The 24433-nt window shown below is 45.2% G+C and carries 24 protein-coding genes and 3 other annotated features; of the genes, 13 read left to right on the top strand and 11 right to left on the bottom strand.

Annotation, left to right across the window (positions count from 1 at the left end; genetic code table 11):
* The first annotated feature begins 2 nt into the window (after nucleotides 1–2).
* The 5 genes from V6D42_RS13025 (at nucleotide 3) to V6D42_RS13000 (ending at nucleotide 5781) form a co-directional block, all read left to right on the top strand.
* Nucleotides 3–503 (top strand): YwgA family protein, encoded by a 501-nt coding sequence (locus V6D42_RS13025; protein ID WP_168749014.1) that lies wholly within the window; start codon nucleotides 3–5, stop codon nucleotides 501–503.
* 111 nt (nucleotides 504–614) lie between these two features.
* Nucleotides 615–1088 carry an Rrf2 family transcriptional regulator gene (locus V6D42_RS13020; RefSeq protein WP_333513484.1) on the top strand — a complete coding sequence of 158 codons (474 nt, stop codon included), beginning with the start codon at nucleotides 615–617 and terminating at the stop codon, nucleotides 1086–1088.
* Complete coding sequence (locus V6D42_RS13015) at nucleotides 1085–2482, top strand: MFS transporter (RefSeq protein WP_333513483.1); 1398 nt, start codon at nucleotides 1085–1087, stop codon at nucleotides 2480–2482. Before V6D42_RS13020 ends, V6D42_RS13015 begins: the two co-directional genes overlap by 4 nt.
* A 52-nt stretch (nucleotides 2483–2534) precedes the next feature.
* Nucleotides 2535–2759: a binding site (T-box leader), on the top strand.
* Between the two features lie 31 nt (nucleotides 2760–2790).
* Nucleotides 2791–3016, top strand: a binding site (T-box leader).
* A gap of 32 nt (nucleotides 3017–3048) precedes the next feature.
* Nucleotides 3049–3273 (top strand) — a binding site (T-box leader).
* 52 nt (nucleotides 3274–3325) lie between these two features.
* A complete protein-coding gene (thrS, locus tag V6D42_RS13005; protein WP_333513482.1) occupies nucleotides 3326–5242 on the top strand; it encodes a threonine--tRNA ligase in 1917 nt (638 codons plus the stop codon).
* A gap of 119 nt (nucleotides 5243–5361) precedes the next feature.
* The gene (locus V6D42_RS13000; RefSeq protein WP_010332297.1) at nucleotides 5362–5781 is read left to right on the top strand and encodes a MarR family transcriptional regulator; all 420 of its coding nucleotides are present in this window, start codon (nucleotides 5362–5364) and stop codon (nucleotides 5779–5781) included.
* A 42-nt stretch (nucleotides 5782–5823) separates the two neighbouring features.
* Here V6D42_RS13000 and V6D42_RS12995 read toward each other — a convergent pair whose 3' ends face one another.
* On the bottom strand, nucleotides 5824–6012 hold the full coding sequence (locus tag V6D42_RS12995) for a 2-hydroxymuconate tautomerase (protein ID WP_333513481.1): 189 nt from the start codon (nucleotides 6010–6012) through the stop codon (nucleotides 5824–5826).
* A 109-nt stretch (nucleotides 6013–6121) separates the two neighbouring features.
* Between V6D42_RS12995 and V6D42_RS12990 the strand changes: the two genes are divergently transcribed.
* The 3 genes from V6D42_RS12990 to V6D42_RS12980 all read left to right on the top strand — a co-directional run bounded on the left by V6D42_RS12990 (nucleotide 6122) and on the right by V6D42_RS12980 (nucleotide 7885).
* A complete protein-coding gene (locus V6D42_RS12990) occupies nucleotides 6122–6781 on the top strand; it encodes a site-2 protease family protein (protein ID WP_010332296.1) in 660 nt (219 codons plus the stop codon).
* 12 nt (nucleotides 6782–6793) lie between these two features.
* Complete coding sequence (locus V6D42_RS12985; RefSeq protein ID WP_333513480.1) at nucleotides 6794–7312, top strand: YwhD family protein; 519 nt, start codon at nucleotides 6794–6796, stop codon at nucleotides 7310–7312.
* Nucleotides 7313–7462: 150 nt separating this feature from the next.
* Entirely contained in the window at nucleotides 7463–7885 is a 423-nt protein-coding gene (locus V6D42_RS12980; protein ID WP_333513479.1) for a hypothetical protein, read from the top strand.
* Between the two features lie 32 nt (nucleotides 7886–7917).
* On the opposite strand, the gene V6D42_RS12975 is transcribed toward V6D42_RS12980, so the two are convergent.
* Nucleotides 7918–9993 carry a transglycosylase domain-containing protein gene (locus V6D42_RS12975; protein WP_333513478.1) on the bottom strand — a complete coding sequence of 692 codons (2076 nt, stop codon included), beginning with the start codon at nucleotides 9991–9993 and terminating at the stop codon, nucleotides 7918–7920.
* Nucleotides 9994–10193: 200 nt separating this feature from the next.
* Here V6D42_RS12975 and speE point away from each other — a divergent pair, with 200 nt between their 5' ends.
* Both speE and speB read left to right on the top strand, forming a co-directional pair.
* Nucleotides 10194–11024, top strand: a complete 831-nt coding sequence (gene speE / locus V6D42_RS12970) for a spermidine synthase (protein WP_333513477.1) — start codon at nucleotides 10194–10196, stop codon at nucleotides 11022–11024.
* 60 nt (nucleotides 11025–11084) lie between these two features.
* A complete protein-coding gene (gene speB, locus V6D42_RS12965) occupies nucleotides 11085–11957 on the top strand; it encodes an agmatinase (RefSeq protein ID WP_010332291.1) in 873 nt (290 codons plus the stop codon).
* A 134-nt stretch (nucleotides 11958–12091) separates the two neighbouring features.
* Here speB and V6D42_RS12960 read toward each other — a convergent pair whose 3' ends face one another.
* A complete protein-coding gene (locus tag V6D42_RS12960; RefSeq protein WP_010332289.1) occupies nucleotides 12092–12211 on the bottom strand; it encodes a PhrC/PhrF family phosphatase-inhibitory pheromone in 120 nt (39 codons plus the stop codon).
* Nucleotides 12195–13340 carry a response regulator aspartate phosphatase gene (locus V6D42_RS12955; RefSeq protein ID WP_333513476.1) on the bottom strand — a complete coding sequence of 382 codons (1146 nt, stop codon included), beginning with the start codon at nucleotides 13338–13340 and terminating at the stop codon, nucleotides 12195–12197. The genes V6D42_RS12960 and V6D42_RS12955 overlap by 17 nt, the downstream gene beginning before the upstream one ends.
* Before the next feature lie 226 nt (nucleotides 13341–13566).
* Here V6D42_RS12955 and V6D42_RS12950 point away from each other — a divergent pair, with 226 nt between their 5' ends.
* The 3 genes from V6D42_RS12950 to V6D42_RS12940 are packed head-to-tail and all read left to right on the top strand — an operon-like array spanning nucleotide 13567 to nucleotide 17737.
* Nucleotides 13567–14919: a YncE family protein gene (locus tag V6D42_RS12950; RefSeq protein WP_333513475.1), complete on the top strand. Its 1353-nt coding sequence runs from the start codon at nucleotides 13567–13569 to the stop codon at nucleotides 14917–14919.
* Nucleotides 14920–14952: 33 nt separating this feature from the next.
* On the top strand, nucleotides 14953–16326 hold the full coding sequence (locus V6D42_RS12945) for a YncE family protein (RefSeq protein ID WP_333513474.1): 1374 nt from the start codon (nucleotides 14953–14955) through the stop codon (nucleotides 16324–16326).
* Nucleotides 16327–16366: 40 nt separating this feature from the next.
* The gene (locus V6D42_RS12940) at nucleotides 16367–17737 is read left to right on the top strand and encodes a YncE family protein (protein WP_333513473.1); all 1371 of its coding nucleotides are present in this window, start codon (nucleotides 16367–16369) and stop codon (nucleotides 17735–17737) included.
* A gap of 6 nt (nucleotides 17738–17743) precedes the next feature.
* Here V6D42_RS12940 and V6D42_RS12935 read toward each other — a convergent pair whose 3' ends face one another.
* From V6D42_RS12935 to albA, 7 genes are read right to left on the bottom strand one after another with little or no spacing between them, the layout of a single operon-like run.
* Nucleotides 17744–18445 carry a bacteriocin biosynthesis protein AlbG gene (locus V6D42_RS12935; protein ID WP_333513472.1) on the bottom strand — a complete coding sequence of 234 codons (702 nt, stop codon included), beginning with the start codon at nucleotides 18443–18445 and terminating at the stop codon, nucleotides 17744–17746.
* Nucleotides 18442–19719 carry a M16 family metallopeptidase gene (locus V6D42_RS12930; protein WP_333513471.1) on the bottom strand — a complete coding sequence of 426 codons (1278 nt, stop codon included), beginning with the start codon at nucleotides 19717–19719 and terminating at the stop codon, nucleotides 18442–18444. The genes V6D42_RS12935 and V6D42_RS12930 overlap by 4 nt, the downstream gene beginning before the upstream one ends.
* A 5-nt stretch (nucleotides 19720–19724) precedes the next feature.
* Nucleotides 19725–20888 carry an insulinase family protein gene (locus tag V6D42_RS12925; RefSeq protein ID WP_333513729.1) on the bottom strand — a complete coding sequence of 388 codons (1164 nt, stop codon included), beginning with the start codon at nucleotides 20886–20888 and terminating at the stop codon, nucleotides 19725–19727.
* Entirely contained in the window at nucleotides 20878–22191 is a 1314-nt protein-coding gene (locus tag V6D42_RS12920) for a bacteriocin biosynthesis protein AlbD (RefSeq protein ID WP_333513470.1), read from the bottom strand. The genes V6D42_RS12925 and V6D42_RS12920 overlap by 11 nt, the downstream gene beginning before the upstream one ends.
* Entirely contained in the window at nucleotides 22184–22903 is a 720-nt protein-coding gene (locus V6D42_RS12915; RefSeq protein WP_010332280.1) for an ATP-binding cassette domain-containing protein, read from the bottom strand. The genes V6D42_RS12920 and V6D42_RS12915 overlap by 8 nt, the downstream gene beginning before the upstream one ends.
* Nucleotides 22900–23061, bottom strand: coding sequence for an antilisterial bacteriocin subtilosin biosynthesis protein AlbB (albB, locus tag V6D42_RS12910; RefSeq protein WP_333513469.1), 162 nt, complete (start codon nucleotides 23059–23061; stop codon nucleotides 22900–22902). Before albB ends, V6D42_RS12915 begins: the two co-directional genes overlap by 4 nt.
* Before the next feature lie 12 nt (nucleotides 23062–23073).
* Complete coding sequence (albA, locus tag V6D42_RS12905) at nucleotides 23074–24420, bottom strand: subtilosin maturase AlbA (protein ID WP_333513468.1); 1347 nt, start codon at nucleotides 24418–24420, stop codon at nucleotides 23074–23076.
* Nucleotides 24421–24433 lie beyond the last annotated feature (13 nt).

Here is a 24433-nt window from a genome sequence, read left to right as displayed (position 1 = left end):
ATTTGTTGAAAGAACATGCAAAACTGATGAAGGTGTTCTCGGATTCTGGAGAAATCATCGGGCGAAAGAAGCTGCAAAAAATGATTTATATTGCGAAGAAAATGCAGTTTCCTTTCTATGAGAAATATGATTTTCACTTTTACGGGCCGTATTCGGAGGAACTGACGCTCCAAATTGAAGAGCTGTGCAACCTTGGATTCCTGCATGAGGTAAAGGAAAAAAAGGGCGGCTACTTTCAATACCGTTATTCGCTGACAGAGACGGGCTCCGCGTTTTTAGACCACGCCGATCTTGATATGCCTGATATCAAGCGCTATATTGACAGTGTAAACAGCCGTTCATCCCGGTTTTTAGAGCTGGTCTCCACGATTCTATACTTTGACGGGCTTGAGGCTGAGGAAAAGAAAGAAAAAGTATTTACAATCAAAAGCAAGCAAAAGTATACCAATGAAGAATATGACGAAGCGCTTCAATACATAGAAGAGCTGAAGCAGATGTGTTAACCATACCAAGCAAAAGAAACGAATCGTTTCTTTTGCTTTTTTTATTGACAAATCCTGCTAAGGGATCTATTGTGGATAATAGTTATCCATAATAAGGTGGGAGTGAGCATAATGAAAATGAAATCGGGAATGGAGCAGGGAGTTTCTGTACTGCTGTTACTGTCACGGCTGCCCGTGCAGGCCTCTTTAACATCAGAGGCGATCAGCCAGCGCTTGCACATGTCTCCGTCTTATCTGAAGAAGCTGATGAGAACTTTGGTGCAGGCTGGATTGGCAGAATCTATACCAGGAACGAAGGGTGGCTTTACGATAACGAAGCCTTTGACGGATATTACCCTCTATGATGTCTATCAAGCTGTTGAAGGAAGAGGTTCCATGTATCAAGGGAAAGGCCTTTTGCCATCTGTATTTGAGAGCGGAGATCACTGTGTGCTGGAAACGGTAATGGGGGACATTGAGGATAAATGGGCTTCGCTCATGAAGGAGGAAACCTTGCAGGGTGTCATGAACAGAATCGGGGAGTGTTATGACCTCAAAAAAATCGATAATTGGGTACATCATCAGCTGAAAGGGCAATGGCAATGAACAACAGCGGGCCTTTACATCAATCAGGATCAACAGGCATCTCAGTATTAATCGTGCTCGCTCTCGGTTTTCTCATGGCTACGCTTGATGTGACCGTGGTGAATGTTGCTATTGCTGATATGAAAAACGCTCTTTCCCTTTCACTTTCAGGTATGACGTGGGGTGTAGACGGGTACATGCTTACATTTGCTTCGCTTCTGCTTGCCGGCGGCGCGCTGGCTGATCGTTACGGCTCAAAGACCATTTATATGCTGGGTTTGGCCGTTTTTGTTCTTGCCTCTTGTCTATGTGCTGTAGCAGCAAATGGCCAAATGCTGATCGCAGGCCGTCTATTGCAGGGACTTGGCGCGGCTTTGTTTATGCCGAGTTCACTCAGCCTTTTGGCTGCCTCTTACCCCGATGAACGGGTGCGGGCCAAAATGTTTGGCTTGTGGGCTGCTCTCGTCTCTGCCGCCTCCGGACTGGGGCCTTTTATCGGCGGTGTTCTGGTGAATGCGGCAGGGTGGCAGAGTATTTTTCTGATCAATGTGCCATTAGGGGTTGCGACGCTTATTTGCGCCTATCGAACGCTCAGCAGTTTTCCGGGAAAAGGAAGCCGGGTGAATATCACAGGGCATTTGCTTGGAATGGCGACTCTCGGATTTCTTTCATTTGCGCTGATACAGGGCACTTCAATAGGCTGGAGTTCGCCCTCCATTCTCGGTGCTTTCGCGGCGGCCGTTTTGGCGTGTGTGCTTTTTATTCTGAGAGAGATTTTTTCGGCAACATCTATTCTGCCTGCGTCATTATATAGAAACGGACGTTTCTCGGCAGCGCAGTTCGTTGGGTTTTTGCTGAATTTTGCTCTTTTCGGCGGCATGTTTATGCTGAGTCTATTTTTGCAGGAAGCAAGAGGCGCAAGTTCCTTTTTAGCGGGAGTTGAACTATTGCCGATGATGGCAGTCTTTGTGGTCGGCAATCTGCTGTTTGCCCGGCTGGCGAACCGTTTTGAAGCGGGGCTTCTTATGTTTGTTTCAATGGCTGTCAGCTGCATCATGGCCTTGCTGTTATTTGTCATGGTTTCTCCGGATTTGCCTTACTGGCAGCTTGCGGTTCTGACATCTGTCATGAATCTTGGTGTTGGCATTACGGTTCCTGCTATGACGGCTATGATTATGAAGACAGCGGGACAGGAGCATGCAAATATCGCAGGAGCAGCTTTAAATGCCAACCGGCAAATCGGGGCATTGGTTGGCGTAGCGGTTTCCGGAGTGGTCATTCATCTGTCCGCCACTTGGTACGCAGGAGCTGGGTTTACATTTTTGATGATGGGCGCGGCATACAGTCTTGCCGCATTCCTTGTGTGGCGGTTTCTGACTTTTCATAAAGAAACGTCCGCTTCTGCATCATCTTAAAATCGTCCATTGTCTTTTCAAGGAATTTATAGTAAGATATATGAAATTATTGAAACAGGCACTGATAAGGACATGAGATGCTTTTTACGGTTTCCAGAGAGGGAAGGACTAGCTGAAATCTTCCTAACGCAGAGAAAGCAGCTTACCGCCTTTGAGCCGTATCGGGGAAATCAAGTATCTGATACCGTCATGCTGCGTTACAGCACCGAGCCGACGAACATGTATGTTTGTTGGGAATTTGGGTGGAACCACGAATATTAACACATTCGTCCCTTGCGAGGGATGGATGTGTTTTTTTATATGAGTCAATAAATGCGATGAAAAGGACATGAATGATATTTACGGTTTTCAGAGAGGGAAGAAAAGGTGCGAGCTTCCCAGCTTAGGAATATCATTTACCGCCTTGGAGCAGCGTTGGGGAACAGTCAGTATCCAATGCCGTTTATGCTGCGTTACAGCACCGAGCCGATGAACATGAACGTTCGTTGGGAACTTGGGTGGAACCACGGGTTTAATCACACACTCGTCCCTTACAGAGGGATGGGTGTGTTTTTTTATATAAATATAGAAATGCGATGAAAAGGACATGAATGTTATTTACGGTTTTCAGAGAGGGAGGGAAAGGTGCGAGCTTCCCAGCTTAGGAATATCATTTACCGCCTTGGAGCAGCATTGGGGAACAACCAGTATCCAATGCCGTTTATGCTGCGTTACAGCACCGAGCCGATGAACATTTATGTTCGTTGGGAACTTGGGTGGAACCACGGGTTAATCACACACTCGTCCCTTACAGAGGGACGGGTGTGTTTTTTTATATACAACAATTAATAAGGAGTGTTTGAAATGAGTAAACATGTGAGGATTCAGCTTCCGGACGGACAGGTAAAGGAATATCCGAAAGGCACTACAGTCAAAGAGGTGGCTGCGTCCATCAGCTCCAGTCTGGAAAAGAAAGCAGCAGCGGGACAGGTTAATGGCCGGCTCGTTGATGTCAGCTTTAAGCTGGAGGAAGATGCTGAGCTTACAATTATCACACTGGATTCTCCAGAAGGCTTACAGGTGCTTCGCCATACATCAGCGCATGTGCTGGCTCAGGCAGTGAAACGGCTGTACGGCGATGTGTCCTTGGGAATAGGGCCTGTCATTGAAGATGGATTTTATTATGATATGAAGCTTGATCGGAGCCTGACTTCCGGAGATGTAGAGGCCATCGAAAAAGAGATGAAGCATTTGATAAACGAAAATATGGATATCAAGCGAATAGAGGTTTCTTACGAGGAGGCTGAAGCGCTTTTTGCAGAAAAAGGCGAGCCGTATAAGCTGGAAATTTTGAAAGACATTCCGCGCGGGGAGAACATTACGCTGTATCAGCAGGGAGAATTTGTTGACCTGTGCCGCGGGCCGCATCTTCCTTCAACAGGAATGATCAAGGCGTTCAAATTAACACGGGTGTCAGGTGCTTATTGGCGAGGAGACAGCCAAAATGAAGTCCTTCAGCGGGTGTACGGTGTTGCGTTTCAAAAGAAAAAAGATCTTGAGGCGCATCTGCATATGCTGGAAGAAGCAGCGAAACGGGATCACCGCAAGCTGGGAAAACAATTAGAGCTGTTTATGTTCTCGGAAGAAGCCCCGGGAATGCCGTTTTATTTGCCAAAAGGGCAGATTGTCCGCAATGAGCTGGAACGCTTTTCGCGTGAGCTGCAAACAAATGCCGGCTACGCCGAGGTGCGTACGCCGTTTATGATGAATCAGCGGTTATGGGAGCAGTCGGGGCACTGGGACCACTATCGCGACAATATGTATTTTTCAGAAGTAGATCATACTGCATTTGCAATGAAGCCGATGAACTGCCCCGGCCATATGCTCATCTTTAAAAACAGCCTGTACTCTTATCGGGATCTGCCGATTCGTATGGCGGAGTTCGGCCAGGTGCACCGCCATGAATACAGCGGTGCTCTAAACGGAATGCTCCGCGTCCGGACGTTCTGCCAGGATGATGCACATATCTTTGTTCGGGAAGATCAAATCGAGAGTGAAATCAAAGAAGCCATTCGGCTGATTGACGAGGTATACCGCACATTCGGTTTTGAGTATACGGTTGAGCTTTCCACTCGCCCGGAGGATTCATCAGGTGAAGACAGCGTGTGGGTTATGTCTGAAAACGCTTTGAAACACGTCCTTGAGGACCTGGGTCTTCCTTATGAAGTAAACGCAGGGGATGGAGCGTTTTACGGAGCGAAAATCGATTTTCATATTAAAGACGCTCTGAAACGGAGCCACCAATGTGCCACAATTCAGCTTGATTTTCAAATGCCGGAAAAATTCGATCTAACATATATAAATGAGCACAATGAAAAGGTTCGTCCCGTCGTCATTCACAGGGCGGTATTCGGCTCAATTGACCGTTTCTTCGGCATTTTGATCGAGCATTTTGGCGGAGCTTTCCCAGTCTGGCTTGCGCCGACGCAGGTCCAAATTATACCGGTTTCTCACGTTCATATGGACTACTGCGAAAAGGTGCAGAGTGAGCTAAAGCGGCTCGGGATAAGGGCCAATATTGATGAACGCAATGAAAAGCTTGGCTACAAAATCAGAGAATCACAGATGCAGAAAATCCCGTATATGCTGGTGCTTGGGGATCAGGAAGTGAATGAAAAGGCGGTGAACGTCCGTCAGTTCGGACATCAGAAGAGTGAACAAGTTCCTTTTCAGGTATTTAAAGAGAATATTGTCAAACAGGTGAAAAATCGAAGCATGTAGGAGAAAAGTTGCGAATTCGCTGTTTGCTTTTTTGACTTTCCCTGTCTGGTATCAGTAAAATAATAAGTAAATCATATCGTTCGTATGTTATGAATGCATCTCGAAATGGGGAAATCTACATGGACCATGACAAACTGGAAGCAAACTTGCTGGATCACGCACTTACAAAATATTTGAAAAGCACGAAGCAATTAGATGAAGCCACTGTTCCAAAACACGTGAATAATGTAAGAGGATTTATTCTGCGGATCATATACAGACATGGGAGCTGCACCATAAAGGATATTCTGAAGGAGGTCACACTGTCTCCCTCTGCCACCACAACCGCTCTGAATCACTTAGAGCAGGAAGGGTTTATTGAGAGATCCAGAAATAACAATGACCGCCGCACCGTATGGATTACGCTTTCTGAATCGGGGCAGGCAGCGGCTCTTCAAATGATCCAAAACCGCCAGCAGCTGATTGACGGCATGTTTGAACGTTTAACTGCCGAAGAGAAGGCATCGTTTTTAGCCATTATTGAAAAAATGACGAAATAGAGATGAAAAAGCCGGCTTGCGAAGCGCCGGCTTTATAAAAGATTATTCCATATCGCTGAGGCGTTTGCCTGCGACCGCGTAATGGTCTTTTCTCATTTCTTCTATAAAAACAACAATTTTTTCTTCAGAGGCACCGGTCGTTTCTTTCACGGCTTCTGTTACTTTCTCAACTAGTTTGCGTTTCTGCTCGTCTGTACGGCCTTCAAGCATTTTGACGGTTACGTATGGCATAGGTGTGAATCCTCCTTTATATCGTTTTCCTCCCTTTAGGAAAAGAGGCTTCTTATAGTATACTGAATAAAGTAAATTCTTGCATTTTTAGAAAGAGGGATCATTTCACTTGGACCGTTTTTTATATTATCCGTTGTCTCTAATGCCATATCTGGTCATTACTTTAATTGTTTCGTTTACAATGCATGAGCTCGCTCACGCCTATGTCGCATATAAATTTGGTGACAATACGGCGAAAAGAGAAGGAAGACTGACGCTGAATCCTATCAAACACCTTGATCCGTTCGGAACCATTTTGATCCTGGTGGCCGGCTTTGGATGGGCTCGCCCTGTTCCCGTCAATCGCCGTTTCTTTAAGAAACCTCGTTTGGCCGGCGTACTCGTATCCATTGCCGGGCCGATCAGTAACCTGATTCTTGCGTTTATCGGTTTCTCTTTGTTAGTGTTGATGCATGCTTACGGAATGGAACTGCTTGCGGCATTCAGTACAGGACTGGATCAGTTCTTTTCAATCTGGATACAGCTGAACCTCGTTCTGTTTTTATTTAATCTGCTGCCCCTGCCGCCGCTCGATGGCTATCGTATTATTGAAGATCTCGTCCCGCCGGGGGCGCGTGCCAAGATGACGCAAGCGGAAAGCTACGGCTTTATCGTCTTTTTGGTACTGTTTGTGACACCGCTCGGATCCTACGTGCTTTGGCCACTGCTAAATGCCGGAAGAGACCGGATTTTACAGCTGTTTTCAGCGATATTTCAACCGCTTTTGTAGGAGGTAGAACTCATGGAAGAAAAAAAGAAAAAATCAATCGGGTTTAATATTATCAAAAGTGATCCGACAGACGGACACGGCGGATTCGGCGTAGGGGCACTCAGTCTCGATAACATTTCCCCTGTATTCGTCGATGTAGAGGAAAAAGAAGCGTTCGTTGACATCGGCGCGATGCACGCCCGCAGCGTCGTTGAAAAAGGAATTAAATTTCTTCCTAATAAAGAAGAAGTTCCAAACGGCAAACCATACTGGCTTGTATGGGTGACGATTGACAGAAGAGAAGAGGGCCCTTATTACGCAGGGGTAACAGCCTGTGAAATGACGGTCGACAGAAGCATCAGAAGAGGCTACAAATCGCTGCCGGAGCATGTGAATCTGATGGATAAATCGATGAAACGGAACATTATCATTGATCAAATGGATGACAGCTCGAAGCGAGTGCTTGGCGAATTTCTGAAAAACCATGACCAAGGCCTGTGGGAACGCTCTTCTGAGGAATTGAAAAAAGGACTGCTTCAAGAAGAAAATTAGTTTGTGAACTTTCTGTGAACATTTAGAAAATTTGAATTATTTTCTGTGAACATTGAGTAAACTGGTGATACAGAAATAGGACATGGAAAATCCCGAGTCGAACCAAGACTCGGGGTTTTTCATTTTTTTTTTGCAGATAGGAGAGATATCATGTTTCAAACCATGAGGATTGGTGATTGGGTCATTGAAGCGGACGTGGAGGAAACGAGAAGGCAGTATGCAAAAGATATTGAGGATATGTGCGAATGTCTTCTTTATGAAAATGACCGGGAAGTAATGAAAACACTGCCGCGTGAGAAGGCGCAGATGTTTGACGATTTTGGTCTTCAGCCGTCTGTTTGTACCGATATTCATGAATTTGGACAGGAGGGTGACCGTCATCTTTATGTGGCCAGCTATTTTATTGTCGGACGTATTATAGAAGGGAAAAAAGAATGGGATCCGGACCGTAACTGGTATATATCATTTGAAGTGCCGAGAGATGACCACTTTATCCCCAAAGGATTCCCGAAACCGGTTCTCCAGCTTGACTGCGTGACGCTGCTTTCATGGATAATGGAAGAACCATACTAAATAACCCGGCATTTAAGCAGCCGGGTTATTTCTTACTGATTCCGTCCCAGCCATTTGTCCCACCACTTTTTCGGGGAGGCGGGCTTTTCCTTGACTGGATGCTGGTCTTTTGTTTGTTTGACAGGCTCTGAACCGTAGCACACATTCGCTGGCTCTGTGCCTTTCACAAAATACGTGTAATGCTTGGCTGCGCAGCCGGGGCCGGAGGAGTAGCCTGTTGCCGGATCGATGTAGACGCCGGTCACGCCTTTTGGCGGTTTAAAGGCTGTTTCGGGTTCTCCTTTGAGCGCATCCTCCATAAACTCCGCCCAAATGGTTTTGGCATAGTTTTTTTCTTCGACTGAGTCGATGGTGCTGTTTTTGTCATAGCCCGTCCATACACCCGCAGCCAGCTTCGGATTGAAGCCGATCATCCAGCTGTCCGCGCTTGTTGTGCCTGATTTTCCCGCATAGGTTCTAGTCAGGCGGTCCGTGATTGTCCGTCCTGTCACGGATGTATAGCCGTTTAAATCGGTATCAAACATGCCTGTCATCATATTAGCGGTCACAAAGGCAGCTTTTTCATCCAGTACTTGTTTATGCTGATTCGGGCTTTCGTACAGTACATGGCCGGCCGCATCAGTTACCCTCGTGATAAAGGTCGGTTCAATTTGCTTCCCACCATTTGCAAGCATAGCGTAAGCATTGACCATCTCAATCGGGCGCACCGGTTCTGTGCCGAGGGCCAAGGATGGCAGCGCTTGGAGCTGCGCGGTGATGCCAAATTCCTTTGCCGCCTGAACGAGCTTGTTCATCCCGAGAAAGAGATGGGTCTTCACAGCGTAAATGTTGTCAGACAGCGCCAGCGCCTGAAGAAGCGTAATCGGTTTGTTTGCATAATAACCGTTATAGTTGCTTGGAGAATAGGTTTCTCCCTTTGCGTCTATTTGAAACTCGGTTTCTTCGCTTTTCATCAGTGTCACTGGCGTAAACCCGCTCTGGATCGCTTTATAATACAGTAACGGTTTGATTGTCGAAGCGGGCTGGCGTTTCGCCTGTGTCGTCCTGTCAAATGGGCTTTTTTGATAATCTCTGCCGCCGACTTGAGCGAGAACATGTCCTGTACGTGGATCAATGGCTGAAAATCCGACTTGAATATCAGAACCGGCGTTAACCGTTTCGGTAATGGTTTCCTCGGCAATGCGCTGAAGCCGTTTATTCACAGTTGTATACACATTTAACCCGCTCGTTTCAATTTGCTCCCGCGTCATGCCGAGTTTTTTTTCCAAATCTCTCATCGCATTATCATAGAAATAAGGCGCTTTTCTGCTGATGGCGTGTTTATTCAACGGCTGATAGGAAAGAGGCTCTTTGATCAGCTCGTCCGCTTTTTTGCGGCTGATCATCCGCTGCTTTTCCATCATCCGCACAATTGTTTTTTGGCGATCCTTAGCCTTTGTTTCATTAACATAAGGCGAATAGCCGGAAGGGCCTTTCGGAATACCGGCCAAAAGCGCCGCCTCCGCATCTGTCAGGTTTTTGGCATGCTTGCCGAAATAGAGGCGGGATGCGGCTTCGATGCCATAGGCGCCGTGGCCATAGTAAATCGTATTTAAATAGCCTTCTAATATCTCGTCCTTAGAATAGTTCTGTTCCAGACGGATTGTGTAGAACGCCTCATTCCATTTCCGTTTCCACGTTTTATCGTGTTCAAGGTATAAGTTTCTCGCATATTGCTGGGTGATGGTGCTTGCGCCCTGAACCTTGGCAAATGCTTTCAGGTCAGCAAGCGCCGCACCCGCCATACGTTTATAATCAAAGCCGTGATGATCGTAGAAATTCTGGTCTTCAACCGCCACTGTCGCTTTTACAATCGTCGGATTCATGTCCTTTAAGGGGACCCAATAGCGCTTTTCGCCGTAATTCGTTTCCCCGAGCTTTGAGCCGTCACTCGCATACAAAATCGTGGATTGCGGCACTTGCACCGAGGGAGCGCCCTGGTATTTGGCTATCAAAATGACAGTCATAAACACAGCAGCTGCCGCCAAGGCCGCAAAAGCCCCTAAAAAGATAAAGGCGCGAACGGTTTTCAGCGTCAGTCTCAGCCGTTTATTTGTCATTGCATCCACAATGGTTCCCCCTTTTTTTATGTTTCTACTATTATGAGAAAAAAAGATCGTTTTTAAACATCACAGAACAGGACGCATCTTTACTTTTTCCCCGCCATCCTCTATACTTTTTCCTTAGGTGAAAATGAGATTTCAACCGAGAATAAAAGCTGATTAGACGCTTACAATAAATGAATACAGCCTCGAAAGGGAGATGACAATTGAGCGAACTTTGGTACACAGAGAAGCAGACGAAAAACTTTGGCATTACGATGAAGGTTAACAAAACGTTACATACAGAACAAACGGAGTTTCAGTATTTAGAAATGGTGGAAACAGAAGAGTTCGGCAACATGCTGTTTTTGGACGGCATGGTGATGACATCTGAAAAAGACGAATTCGTTTATCACGAAATGGTGGCGCATGTGCCATTGTTTACGCACCCGAATCCTGAGCATGTGCTGGTTGTCGGCGGCGGTGACGGCGGCGTCATCAGAGAAATTCTGAAGCATCCAAGCGTGAAAAAAGCGACACTTGTTGATATTGACGGCAAGGTCATCGAATACTCTAAAAAGTTTCTTCCTTCTATTGCAGGAAAACTTGACGATCCGCGTGTTGACGTGCAAGTGGATGACGGATTTATGCACATTGCGAAATCTGAAAATCAATATGACGTCATTATGGTAGATTCAACTGAACCAGTCGGACCTGCTGTTAACCTGTTTACAAAGGGGTTCTATGCCGGAATCGCGAAGGCGCTGAAAGAAGACGGCATTTTCGTCGCTCAGACGGACAACCCATGGTTCACACCGGAATTAATCACAAATGTACAGCGTGACGTGAAGGAAATCTTCCCGATTACAAAGCTGTATACGGCGAACATTCCGACATATCCAAGCGGTTTGTGGACATTTACAATCGGTTCGAAAAAATATGATCCGCTTGCAGTGGAGGACAGCCGTTTCTTTGACATTGACACGAAATATTACACAAAAGATCTTCATAAAGCAGCGTTTGTTCTGCCGAAATTTGTGAGTGACTTGATTAAATAATGAATGTATGGCGCAGGAGCGAATCTTGCGCTTTTTTACAGGAAAGCGAGGGTTTTATAGATGAGATTTGATGAAGCTTATTCAGGAAAAGTATTTATCGCGAGCCGTCCAGAGTGGGAAGAGGCGGACGCCATCCTTTATGGCATGCCGATGGACTGGACAGTGAGCTATCGTCCGGGATCACGCTTCGGCCCGGGAAGAATCCGCGAAGTGTCAATCGGCCTTGAAGAATACAGCCCGTATCTGGACCGTGATCTGGCGGACCTGAACTTCTTTGACGCCGGCGACATTCCGCTGCCATTCGGCAACCCGCAAAAAAGTCTTGATATGATTGAAGAATATGTGGACAGCATTTTAGAAAAAGGGAAATTCCCAATGGGCATGGGTGGGGAGCACCTCGTGTCATGGCCTGTCATTAAAGCGATGTACAAGAAATACCCAGACCTGGCGATTATCCATTTTGACGCACATACAGATCTTCGCGTTGATTATGAGGGAGAACCGCTTTCTCACTCCACGCCGATCCGCAAAGCGGCAGAATTGATCGGACCGCAAAATGTGTATTCATTCGGAATTCGTTCCGGCATGAAAGAAGAGTTCGAATGGGCAAAGGAAAACGGCATGCACATCTCTAAGTTTGAAGTGCTTGAACCGCTGAAAGAGGTACTTCCGAAGCTGGCAGGCCGTCCGGTATATGTCACAATCGACATTGATGTATTAGACCCTGCACACGCACCGGGAACAGGAACTGTTGACGCCGGCGGCATCACGTCTAAAGAACTGCTTGCATCCGTGCATGAAATCGCGCGCTCAGAGGTACATGTGAAGGGCGCTGACTTAGTGGAAGTCGCACCGGTGTACGACCACTCAGAACAAACGGCAAACACAGCCAGCAAAATCATCCGTGAAATGCTGCTTGGGTTTGTGAAATAAGAGAAACATCCAGACTCTTGTCTGGATGTTTTTTGTTCCCATGCTTTGCAAACATCTTATTCAAGGGATAAGACAGCATGGATGGGGAGACGGGAAAGAGGGGACAAAAAAACCGCCGATAAAGGCGGTTTATCTTAAATCATTCCTCGCTGAGCAACTTCCATTTGATGTGCAGGTGCAGTTGCAATACTTGTTGCGACAAACACTGTGCTTAGGGCCAGACAAGAGAGTAATATTTTAGACTTCAATTTCATACAATTTCACTCCTCCTTGGATAAGCTGTCTTACTCGTTCCACCTTCAGAAAATATGCGGAAGCTTTTTGGAAATTTTCACGTCCATGATAATATTTTGCCACATCAAGCGCAAAATCTTCAAGATCAGCATACATCATTTTACTTTCGAGAAAATCGAAGAATGTTTGAATTGCCTCTTCATCCGGGCCAGATAAGTATAAAGATTTCAAAAATTCAAACTCTGATAAGTAAATGATATCTCCGGCCTCTTTAGAATAAGCAATTCCTTTACTATGATATTCATGAGCTTTATCCATTTTTCCTAATTTATAATGAATTTGTGTAATCAAAAAATAAGCTTGGGGCAGAGAAGGAAGAATGTTAGCTTCTTCAAAAACGGATATGGCTCTTTTGAAATATGTGATTGCTGACTCATACTGCTCTTGGCTGTTTTTGCAAAGCCCAATGTTGTACAGCGTTCTCCCCATTAATTGGGGCTGTTTTTCGGATTCAGCCATTGTATAAGCTTTTTTGAAATGTGATATGGCGTCCTCATATTGCTTTAGATCTAAGAAGTTGGTAGCAAACAAAGAATGGCATTGAAGCAATCTAATATTATATGCCGTGTGCTCTTTGTATATTTCATATGCCTGCCGTGCATAGTCCATGGAAAAATACGTTTGTTTCATATAGTAATAAGATTCAGACATTTTAAAGAAAAATTCAGCTTTTTCTATTCGATCCTTTACAAAAATCAGCTTGCTTTCGGCTTTTTTGAAAAATTTAATAGCAGACAAGTACTCCCGCTGGTCCAGTTCGTACATGCCCCTGAAAAAATTAAAGTAATAATCAAGGACTCCGGTTAAACGAGCCTGTTTTTTATCAATTTCAAGCAGCAAATCGGACAGTCGCGGCTGTTCCTCTATCCGCATTTTTTCTAACGGTTCAAGATACTCAAGCATCAGATTGTGCCGGAATTCCATCAGTGAATAATACAAATGAAGATCCTGGTCTTCCTCTATTTGAGCCAGCTCTTGTTTGATTTCTCTTCGTAAGTATTCCGCATCCGGTATGCTGAATCGGCGTATGTACATGTACCATTCGTTAATCTTTTCTCCCACGGAAGAAGAAGATATGACACTTGTCACCTTTGAAAATCCCTCCCTTCACCATTCTATATATGTCATATTTTATCATTTTCATTCAGATCAAAAGCGCAAAAAAACCGCAATTTTTTTTTCGTTACACCGCATGGTGGCCGGAATTTCTTCAAAAACAGCTTTTACCCTCGGCTGTTTGTACAAGCAAACACATTCACCTTCCATATTCTGTTGTATCTGCGTGAGCAGTGTATGCTGAAAAGGAAGTGATGAAATGAGGAAAAACAAGCTTTCCTTTAAAGAAAAAGCAGAAGCCACACAAGATTGTTTGTGTTTTTGTGAGGAAGAAGTCAGCCGTGAAGCCATGTTTCAAGCGCCGATAGAAGTGCCCGAGGGGTTTGTTGTTGATCCGGCTGAAGCGGTAGCGAATGTCACGTGGAATGCAGACAGCCTATCCTGTGTCAGTGAACGCTGTTTAATTCAAACGGGGCCTGAGCCTGATGAGGTCGGTGTTCAATTTGCAGTACGCCTGCAGGGGACCGTTACGATCCTCGTCAGTGTCTCACCTGTGCGAAACCAATATGGACAAGGGGAGGGGGCTGTTTCTGTCATTCACAATGCAGAGATCGATCAAGTCGTCTATTATTCTGATGAACCGGATGATTGCCCGGATATCAGTGACATCACGATCGAGAACCTTGTTGTCGTCCCGCCGTTTTACGGCAGTCCTTTATCGGTGACGGGAACGATTGTGCTTGTACCGGGACCGGAGCCTGTTTATGCGTTTACAGCGAATCCAGATGATCAGTCGGTTTCTGTGATTGATACCAATACTCATACCGTGGTGACAACGATTGCTCTTCCGTACGAGCCGACAGGTATTGAGATGACCCCGGATAAAAGCTCTGTGTTTGTCTTGCATTTTAACAATAATATGATTTCTGTCATCGATTATGACACATTGACTGTTACTGCATCCATTCTGCTGGATCAGCCGCCTGAAACTATTAAATTTATGCCTGAACATGATTTCGCATATGTTCTCGCCGGTAATGCCATTTATGTGATCAGAATGGATACGTCAACTGTAGAAAGGTCTATTCCTGTTGAAGGGTATGATATTGCAATTGATCCCAATGGGTTGTTCGCATATGTTCTTGATTTTGGTTTAGTGCAAAAAGTGGACTTATCTACCGGTGACGTTACAGGAACGATTGAACGAGAGCTTATTGTCAATTCTATAGAAACAAAGCCGCCGGAGCGGTATGCCTATGTATTAGAGCAAGATCACTTCTTAAATGATTTGACGATTATTGATTTAGATACGTTTACGATCAGTAGCACCCAAGAGCTGGAGTATGAGGGTGAGTATCAAATGTTTAAGAGCGGATCAGGATTGTATTTGTTTGATGGTTTCACTCACAATCTATATTCCGTCAGTCCAAGTGGTGCAGGCGTAATAGGAAATCTTCCGCAATCGGCAAGAGATTTTGCGTTTACCCCGAATGGCGAATTTCTGTATGCAACTCGTTTTATAGAGCAAAGCATCATTGTTTACAACACGGATGACTATTCTGTGGAAACTGTCATATCGCTTGGCGTTTCACCGAGTGACATTGCGATTTAACCAACTATTCATTTCTAAAAGGGATGTGAAATTATGAAAAAGAATGATCTTTCTGTTTTACAGGAAAATTGTTTCTGTTTTTGTGATGAAGAAGTCAGCCGTGAAGCGCCATTTCAAGTCCCTATAGAAGTGCCGGAGGGGTTTGTCGTTGATCCTGCGGAAGCAGTCGCTGTGGTTACATGGAGTACAGATCATCTTTCCTGTGTCAGTGAGCCCTGCTTAACAGAGATAGGACCTGATACTGAGGATATTGGGGTGATCTATGGAATACGCCTTCAAGGAACCATCACGCTTCTTGTCAGTGTCTCACCTGTACGAAATCAATATGGACAAGGGAACGGGTCTGTATCCGTCATTCACACGAAAGAAATTGATCAAGTCGTTAATTATTCGGATGAATCTAACGATTGTCCTGATTTCAGCGACATTGCCATAGAAAATCTCGTCGTCGTTCCGCCGTTTTATGGAAGCTCTTTAACTGTGACGGGCACAATGGTTCTTGTTCCTGAGCCGGAACTTGGATCTTATGCGTTTACAGCTAACCAAAGCAACCAGACTGTAACAGTCATTGATACGAATACTCACACTGTGGTAAAAACCATTTCTGTTCCTTATACACCATATGAGCTTGGAGTTACACCTGATAAACGGTACACCTATGTTCTGCATCATAACTATGATCTCGTAACTGTAATTGATAATACAACATTAAGAGCATCTGCATTCATCCCGATTGAGGGCAGACCGTTTCAAATTGCTTTTGACCCTGCTGGTGCATTTGCATATGTATTAACCAATTTTTCTGATTCCATTTATGTCATTAATACAGGAACAAAATCAGTAGAGCGTGTGATTGACAATGTTGCTGTTCTGCCAGCAAGTATTGCGATCGATACAACTGGACAGTTTGCCTATGTAGTGGATAATGCAAGCGGATCTATTCATAAAATTGATCTTGAAGCCGGTTTGAGCGCAGGAGTTCTGACTGGATTGTATTCTCCTAATAACATGGCGATAGCCCCAAACAATCAATTTGCTTATGTGACGACAAGAGAACCAAACGATTTGAACTTGAATTACGTTAGGGTGATTGATTTAAATACGTTTGCGGAAAAGGATTTACTTAGCGACTTGTTCCTTGGAAGTCCGAAAATGATCTTTTCATCTGACAGTACACGAGCTTATTTGCTTGTACCAGGACGGCTCTATGTGTTTGATACAGCCACTTATACAGAGATTGCCGATGCCGATCTTCTTGGTACCAATGATTTCGCGCTCACATCTGATCAGGAATTTATATATACCACGCAGCCAGAGCAAAACACAGTAACCGTCTATCGAACTGATAATTTATCTGTTGAAACGGTGATTACCGTCGTTGGCGGACCAATGGCCATTGGGATATAAAAATTTAAATTGAAAAATGTCTCAAAGGAAGTGAAGGGCTATGAAGAAGGATGAATTCTCTCTTAAAGGAAAAGCGGGGATAAATCAGGAAGGTTGTCTATGTTTTTGTGGGGAAGATAGCCGTGAAGCACCATTTCAAGTCCCTATAGAAGTGCCGCTAGATTTTACTGTTGATCCGGCTGAGGCAGTTGGGAACGTGACGTGGAATACTGATAATCTTGCATGTATCAGTGAACCTTGTATAACCGAGACAGGGGTTGTTTATGGCATTCGCCTTCAAGGAACGATTGAATTATTGGTTAGTGTTGAACCCGTACGAAATGAATATGGACAGGGAGAGGCAGCAATCTCAGAGGTTCATACAGCGGAAATTGATCAAATTGTTAATTATTCCGGACAGGCAGAGGACTGTCCGGATCTGAGCCAAGTCACAGTAGAAAATATAGTGATTGTTCCGCCTTTTTACGGAAATCCACTGACCGTAACGGGAACAATCATTCTAGTGCCGGAGCAGGAGAAACGTTCTTACGTGTTTACTGCCAATACTGGAGACAGCACGGTTTCAGTTATTGATGCAGAATTAAACACTGTTGTAGAAACGATTCCATTTTCTGCTGTCCCGACTAATTTAGGCGTTACTTTTGATAAAGCATACACGTATGTCCTTCATGAGAATACAAACCTTGTCTCAGTAATTGATAACAAAACACTAACGATTATAAATACCATTACTGTTGGAGGAGGGCCTAGAAAGATTGAATTTGATCCAACAGACGAGTTCGCGTATGTGATGGCCGCTGGCTCTATTTATATAATTAACATGGCTTTCCAAACGGTGATTAATGTCTTCCCAGTACCTGGTGCCTCAGATTTTGCCCTAGATCCAAATGGACAGTTTGTCTATATCGCCAATACGAGTGGATGGTCGGTTGATCAATATGATGTGAATACAGGCCAGTTGGTAGCAAGTATCATTAATACATTTGAATATCCAAGCTTAATTCAAACCCCTTACGCTGGTAATTTTGCTTACGTGATGAATAATGAACTGTGGCCGAAAAGTGTAACAGAAATCAGTTTGTCACCATTAAGCAGGGGAGGCGACTTTGACCGCCTATTTGACACCCTGAGGACGATTGTATTTTCTGCGGATAGCACTAGAGCTTACTTTTTAGAGACTTATAGTGAACCGTTTCTCATTGACAATTTACATGTCGTTGATACCGCTACACAAAGCATCATTGCAAACGTATCATTTCCTAATGCCTTTGATTTAACAGTCACACCCGACAATCAATACATTTACGCGGCACAGCCCGGCGACAACACAGTGACCGTGTATCGCACAAGTGATTATACAGCCGTAACGGTCATTCCGGTTGGCGCCGGTTCGTCTGCGATTGCGATGTAGCTTACTTCACAGGTCGAGAGAAGCGGAACTGCGATAAGAGAATTGTTTATAAATAAATGATCCGATCTGCTGGATGGCAGCTAAGATGATCAGAAACAGCAGTTCACTTATAGTAAAACTGAACATCCACCATATCCCGGCTCCTGTCAGCACGCCCACAAGTGCTTTTCTGAACAGGCTGCCATGCTGGAATAGCTGAAGCAAATACGTTCGCATATAAAACAATAAATACAGAATTAGTAACACCGCTAGCCCCATTGTAACGGCAGCGGGCGTGTGAAAGCTGAAGGGAACGGCTTTAACGATTTCGAACATGCAGCCGAAAGCGATGACCTGATATAATACAGCAGCCATCACATATGATTGTCGGATGCCCCTATAGCTGTCGCGCAGCAATTTTACATCGCTGGCATAACGGCTGCACAGCTTGCGATGCTGAAAGTCACAGCAGCTTTGATGAGACTGTGTGAGTTTTTGAAAAGCTGCTGTCATGCTTTTGACAGTTTGCGTGACGTAGCGAAGATACAGATAGGCGGGCAGCATTAGTACTGAAGCGGCACAAGCCAACAGCCCAAGGCGGGCAACGTCACTTTCGATCAGCTGTACATATCGGCCTGCGGCTTCGGCGCCTGAGTGAAACCAGCCGAAGGAATAAGCCGCCATAGCCACAAACAGCAATAACACAGTAAAGACAGTGCTTTTTTTCATTGTGTCATCACTTCTTTCTGAGGCACATGAATGACTGCTTTGTTAGAAGAAACCATTGCTTCAATGAGAGCCAAGAAATCATGAGCATTCATCTGCTGAATGGTGCGGTAAAGGCCTAGAAATGAGCAATCATACTGTTCACACTCTGCCGCCCATTCAAAGCATTTACGCACGTAATCACTGTCATAGATGATCGCGTTGACTAAAGAATCCTTGCCGTATTCAAGCCAGGCTTCGGTACGGTTTTTCTGCTGCGTGATATAGTAAGATGCCACATCGATGTATGCGGAAGAATGTGCCCCTTTACTGTGAAGGATCAAAAAGCCGCCATCCTCTGATAAGTGAACATCCGCTGATAAGCTTTGGATATTCAAGCGGTACGTTTGCCGGATCTCTTGAAAAAACGGCGAATCCATGTGAAACAGGATGCGAGAGGCAATGTCCCAGTACAGCTTCAATGTCAAAAGTCCGTTTTCTCCTGGGAGCGCCCCGATTTGTATTCCGGTCCAAGTGTCCTCCGGCTGCTCCTCATCACCCTTTACGACTTTTTGTGAGAGGGGAGGGCATGCAGGAATGATTTTTCTGTCAGAGCGGCTTCCAGAGCGATTTTCCAGCCTGAGCAGAGAAGGCAAAAGAGTTTCCGCATCTTCTGTGCCGCCGATCAGAAATAGCGTCATCTGATGGGGCTGGTAGGCGGCCGCATAGGCTTCCTGCAGATCACAGACCGTTAGAGCCTCAATGTCTTTTTTTCTGCCCGCGGGGAAGACTGCGGCTGGTGAGGCAGGAGACAGCATCTGGATTAGCTGATAATGATAATGAAGCTGGTGGTTAAGAAGCGCCGTTTCTATTTCACTTGTAATCACGGCTTTTTCCTGAGCAATGATCTGCTCATCAAACGAGTGGTTCCATAAAGCGTCAAGCAGGATTGGAATGGTTTGTCTAAGCCGATCCGGCAATGAGGTAAACATGAAATTTGTATCAGTGTAAGTAGTGAACGCATTCAACAGCGCTCCGTGTTCAAAAAAATCACTATACAGATTCCGGCCATTATGCCAAAAGAGGAGGTGTTCTAAAAAGTGCGCTGTGCCATATGGCAGCAGCCTGTCGCCGGTTTCTGACTGTAAGCGGACATCCCGGCTTCCAAAGCCGGTTTTGACATTGCACAGTCTTAAATGGGCGCGGGGGAATTGTAACCTAAATATTTTCATTCCGTTGTCTGCGTATCTGATATCGGTTCGTCCATCCAGCTGTTGAAAAAAGGCTTCCTTTTCCATATCTCTCATCCCCTTACTACATGAGCTCCGATATATGTAAGTTTCTTGGTGAATTGCAGCAAATCACGGCAAGTGACCGCTGAGATGCTGTCCAGCAAGTCTTCTTTTTTGCAAGAGAAACGGCGCAGGATTCCCATATAGGCTAAGAGCCCTTCAGGAGAATCAAATTGCAGCAGGATTTCATTGATTAAAAATTGCTTTGCCTTGTATAATTCGGGTCCATCCGCGTGAAAACCTGATACAGCCTCCAATATTCTTGGAGGAATCTCGTTTTCATAAATCTGGTCGGTGCATACGGAAACCAGCAGCATATTGCTCATGATGTCATAGCGGGTGATCACATGGTAAACAGCCAAATCTTTTTCGCGAAAATGCCGAAATAAAGCGGAATGGCCGTACTTGCCGAGCAATCCGTCTATCAGCTGGATGGCTAAATAATCGCGGACATCTTTCATGTCCCCGCAGTCAAAGCCAAGTGTCATAACGGACGGTCCCGCTGTGCTGCGTGTCTCTGTTTCAAAAATATGCTGATTCACAGGTTTTCTTACAGCAGACACGGCAGACGCCTTTGAGGCATGTCCCTGAACATCACATGACTGTATATTTCCTAATATGTTCAGCTGTTTCTGCTGAGAAAATAAATCAGCGATAAATTCCGATGCATCCAGAAAACGTTTAGGATGCACAGCCATTAGCTTGTCTTTTCGGCCAAACATAGCAGTGCCGTACATCGGGTTTCCAAAGGCTTCCTCCGCCAGACGGGCTGCTGAATAGGAGAACGGGTCAGCGAATTTCTTTTCCATTTTCAGCAGCAGTTCGGCTTTTGCCTTTTCCGCTGCGCTGGCAGAAAGAGAAGCCGGAAAAGAGGACATGTCAACAAAAGTGTTCAGAAGAGTATCTGTTTGAAACCCCTCACCATATAACGGGTGAATCATGCGTGTCCCGTACGTTTTCAGCTGCTGGTCAAAAAAGAGATTTGCTGAATACATGAAGCGGCGGCCGGCGGCATAGCCAAAGGTGTCGATGATATTTTGCTTCTGGTGTGCAGCCGCGCCGTAAAAATAGATTGCTTCCTCCTCAGGTTCCGCCGCACTTTCGATCGGCTTCAGAAAGCTCGCGGCGATCGAGATGGTTGAAAATTGATCAGTCGTCAGCAGGTTAACTTCCAAGCCGTTCTCTTTTTCCGCTTGTATCAAAGAAACCACCATCCTGTTTTTGCAGTAAATAGACAATGATCAGCCCGGCAATCGGAATGACTGCCAAGGAAATAACAGTGCCTGTTAAAGTTGCTAAAAAAAGAGGAATACAAAATAAATAGGAACGGTATTTAGAGAAGCCGCTCCAGAGCTGTTGCTCCGTCTGCCAGCTGAAGGACGGCTTTTTTTCATCTGAAATTAACCGAATATAAGCCCCCGCCAGCAGCAATTCCATACACTGCAAAAAAGTCAAAAGTGAAATCGGCCGGCCGCTAATTAAGCCCATTATCATGGCAATCAAAATAAACCCGCCGGCCAATAAACCGGCATAAAAGCGATATTTCGCCCAAAGCATCGTTCTGCGTTTAATCGGAAGCGTGATCAGCAGCATCCGGTCATTTTTTTCAAGAGAATACAATAAAGCAATCGGTGAGCAGATCAGCAGGAGAGCGCTAATCACGATATAGACGACATGCTGATCGGCAATGCCGGTGTTCATCATCTGAAACGAAAAGAAGCCGCTGAATGCCCCCATCACAATATAATTTAACAGCATCGCTTTAGAGGAAATAAACCGGTTCCATTCTCTTTTATAAAACGAAAATTCTGATGTCCGCATAAAAGAATGCATCTTGCTCTGCTGCTGAGGCGCCTGCAAAAATGAAGGGAAGTCAATCACAATAGCCCAGAGCATGTGAATCGTACATAGCGAGATCGTCAGGGCAGGCATCAAAGCCGCACTGAAGCACACGCAGGTGAATACCGCCGAATGCAGCAGGAGTGACGTTCTCCTTTTTTTGACGAAGAGATTGCTTAACAGAACGCCGAAAATAATTGAATAGACAGTAAAAAACGAAAATCTGCCGAGCCAATACAGGGTTTGTGCTCCAGACAGCGTTCCGTTTCCGAATAAGAACAGCGGTAATATGAAAAAGAAAAGCGTCCTTCTCAAGCAAGTATCAACAAACAAAACCACACTCTGAGCGAGCCAGAAGCTCCGGGAAGAGATTGGCAACAGACAGCTCAGCTTCATGTAGGATTCCTTCCATTGGGATGTAACAGAGAGAAATACCATGTACGCATTCATAAACAGAAGCGCGAGTGTGATGTATGTTTTTCCTAAAGTTGATTCATCAATGCCTGCCTGGCGGATCAGCCCGATTTCAAACAAGGCCAGAACGGCAAGCCCTGCGGTGATACGAATGGCGTCTTTTTTTCCTTGGCGGCCGTAAAGCTGCTTGAACAGCAATGACAGAATCGGAAACAGGTTATTCATGGCCGATCACCTCAAAAAATTCACGCCGAAGATCGGTCTCCTCTCCAATCGGAATGACCTTCCGGATCTGTTTGTGATGAAGGATGGCCGCATAATCACAAAATCTCTGCACCACATCGAGCAGATGGGAAGAAAACAAAATCGTTCCGCCTGCCTTGCAATACTCTTTCATTTTCTGATAGAAGACCTCTATTGACTCCACATCCAAGCCGACAAGCGGCTCATCCAAAATAAACAGGGGAGCCCCGAGCAATAGCCCAGTCATCAACACAACCTTTTGCCTGTTGCCGAGGGACAGCTCGGAAATTCTCCGGTTTGTGTATTGGGAAAAGTGAAATTCCTCTGCCAAACTGTTAAATTGCTGTTCTGAGAAATCTTTCTGATATAGAGAATGAACGAAAGAAACATAGTCCTTCGCCGTAATTTCTGTAAAAAGAAGCGGATAATCGGCAGCGAAGTAGCGGCGGATCTTCAGCTCATCTGATGTTTTCTGCGGCATGCCGGCGTTCGCTTCAATGCCGCACAGCGTAAAGTGTCCGCTGAAATTGCGGTTAACCCCAGTCAGCGTATTGATCAGCGTTGTTTTTCCGGCGCCGTTTACCCCGAGCAGTCCGTAAACGGCGCCTTTTTCTAAATGTAAATCTACGTTTTCTAAGATGACGTTGTCTTGCTCATACCACACGGATACATCGTGTATATCCAAAATGCTCATCGCGAGTCAGCCTTCCGCGCGCGCATCCCGAAAATAATGGCGATGGCAATGAAAATCAGCGTAAATAGATAATCGCTTTTGACAAAATAGACGACTGCGCCGATGACAAAGATAAATGAAAGGATGTACAGTAAAATTTTTCTTTGTGCTGGTGACAAATTGTTTCCCTCCTAAATAAGCTGGACCACATCTTCTAATTGTTCATTTTTGGCCCAGGAGCAGATGTTTTTTCTGTGGTATTTGTTGGAGTTCAGCCCTTTTAAGTAACAGCCTCCGCAATAGCCGCTGAACGGGCATTTGTCTTTCATGCAATGCTCGCTGAACCGCGGCGCCTGCGCTTTCCACAGTTTATGGACAAGAGGGGAGTCAAAGATGCTTTCATATGAATCATGAAATATATTTCCCAATGAAAATTCCTTCGGGAAGAGCGCGCACGGGCGTACTTCTCCGAACGGGCTGATCACAATTGATTTCCAGCCGGCGCCGCAGTTCGCCGCGCGTTTTCTTTCATACGGAATGATTGGGATCAAATCTTTAAATTCATCAATGACATTTTGCTCATACTCCATAAATTTGCGGTGCTGTTCGGCATCTTTCGTCGGATGGACAATATCTCTGCCTCTTCCGAAATCATCAACCCAATTGTAAGAGAACGCTTTCGCACCGAGATCGCGTACCTTTTGGGCCATGTCGTGGATTTCCCACATGTTTTTTTCGAAAACCGACATGGCGACTCTGACAAAAATACCATGATCACTCAACAATTTTATCGTTTTACAGGTTTGGGCAAAAGAGCCTTTTCTCCCTCTAAATGAATCATGCACGTCGGACTGTACGCTATCCAGTGATATGCCGACGATAATTTTTTGCTTATAGGCTTTTAACATCTCCAGGCTTTCTTTTCGCATCAGCGTTCCGTTGGTTAAGACGGCGACCTTTTTGAATTTCTTTAACACATATTCAAGAATCTCATTGGCGTTCGGATGGACGAAAATTTCGCCGCCTGTGATTTCACACGTTAAAACGCCGTTGTCATACAGCATATCAGCTGTTTTCTTAAATTGATCAATGGATACGGTGCCGAGCGCTTCCGGCGAGCTTTCTAAATAGCAGTGAGCGCACTTTAAATTGCAGCGGTGTGTCAGCTCAAAGGTGGCATGCAGCGGCATTGGAAATTCATTGCTTCCGCTGGTGACGATTTTGTGATAGCGTGCCCGGTTTTCAAGCTGAATGACCTGCTTATTCAAAAGCATGCTGAGCATGTCATAGTACCAGTCCTTATGGTCTTCCGGCGACTCATCATACTTTGCGCATTGCTCTTCTAAAATCTGTTCAGCCGTTTTTTGACCGTCCATCAGCATACAAAGCTCGTAAGCCGTTTTGTTGAGATCTAAGTATTCAAAATCAGAGATCGAGACGTTATCACGCAAGTAGTCAATTTCCAGCACACCGCCCTCAGGCAACTGGTGAACTCTTACACTTTCATTGATAAATGGAAACATCTTCTCTATAAACAAAATACCATCCCCT

The sequence above is a fragment of the Bacillus sp. 0909A genome, assembly GCF_036765115.1.
Lineage (GTDB): Bacteria > Bacillota > Bacilli > Bacillales > Bacillaceae > Bacillus > Bacillus mojavensis.
Note: the sequence above shows the minus strand (reverse complement) of the source record. Positions and strands in the feature narration are given on the sequence as shown.

Excerpts from the sequence above, each read along its gene's own strand:
- V6D42_RS13020 (WP_333513484.1), top strand. The coding sequence starts at position 615 with ATGAAAATGAAATCGGGAATGGAGCAGGGAGTTTCTGTACTGCTGTTA.
- V6D42_RS13015 (WP_333513483.1), top strand. The coding sequence starts at position 1,085 with ATGAACAACAGCGGGCCTTTACATCAATCAGGATCAACAGGCATCTCA.
- thrS (WP_333513482.1), top strand. The coding sequence starts at position 3,326 with ATGAGTAAACATGTGAGGATTCAGCTTCCGGACGGACAGGTAAAGGAA.
- V6D42_RS13000 (WP_010332297.1), top strand. The coding sequence starts at position 5,362 with ATGGACCATGACAAACTGGAAGCAAACTTGCTGGATCACGCACTTACA.
- V6D42_RS12995 (WP_333513481.1), bottom strand. The coding sequence starts at position 6,012 with ATGCCATACGTAACCGTCAAAATGCTTGAAGGCCGTACAGACGAGCAG.
- V6D42_RS12985 (WP_333513480.1), top strand. The coding sequence starts at position 6,794 with ATGGAAGAAAAAAAGAAAAAATCAATCGGGTTTAATATTATCAAAAGT.
- V6D42_RS12980 (WP_333513479.1), top strand. The coding sequence starts at position 7,463 with ATGTTTCAAACCATGAGGATTGGTGATTGGGTCATTGAAGCGGACGTG.
- speB (WP_010332291.1), top strand. The coding sequence starts at position 11,085 with ATGAGATTTGATGAAGCTTATTCAGGAAAAGTATTTATCGCGAGCCGT.
- V6D42_RS12960 (WP_010332289.1), bottom strand. The coding sequence starts at position 12,211 with ATGAAATTGAAGTCTAAAATATTACTCTCTTGTCTGGCCCTAAGCACA.
- V6D42_RS12950 (WP_333513475.1), top strand. The coding sequence starts at position 13,567 with ATGAGGAAAAACAAGCTTTCCTTTAAAGAAAAAGCAGAAGCCACACAA.
- V6D42_RS12945 (WP_333513474.1), top strand. The coding sequence starts at position 14,953 with ATGAAAAAGAATGATCTTTCTGTTTTACAGGAAAATTGTTTCTGTTTT.
- V6D42_RS12940 (WP_333513473.1), top strand. The coding sequence starts at position 16,367 with ATGAAGAAGGATGAATTCTCTCTTAAAGGAAAAGCGGGGATAAATCAG.
- V6D42_RS12935 (WP_333513472.1), bottom strand. The coding sequence starts at position 18,445 with ATGAAAAAAAGCACTGTCTTTACTGTGTTATTGCTGTTTGTGGCTATG.
- V6D42_RS12930 (WP_333513471.1), bottom strand. The coding sequence starts at position 19,719 with ATGGAAAAGGAAGCCTTTTTTCAACAGCTGGATGGACGAACCGATATC.
- V6D42_RS12920 (WP_333513470.1), bottom strand. The coding sequence starts at position 22,191 with ATGAATAACCTGTTTCCGATTCTGTCATTGCTGTTCAAGCAGCTTTAC.
- V6D42_RS12915 (WP_010332280.1), bottom strand. The coding sequence starts at position 22,903 with ATGAGCATTTTGGATATACACGATGTATCCGTGTGGTATGAGCAAGAC.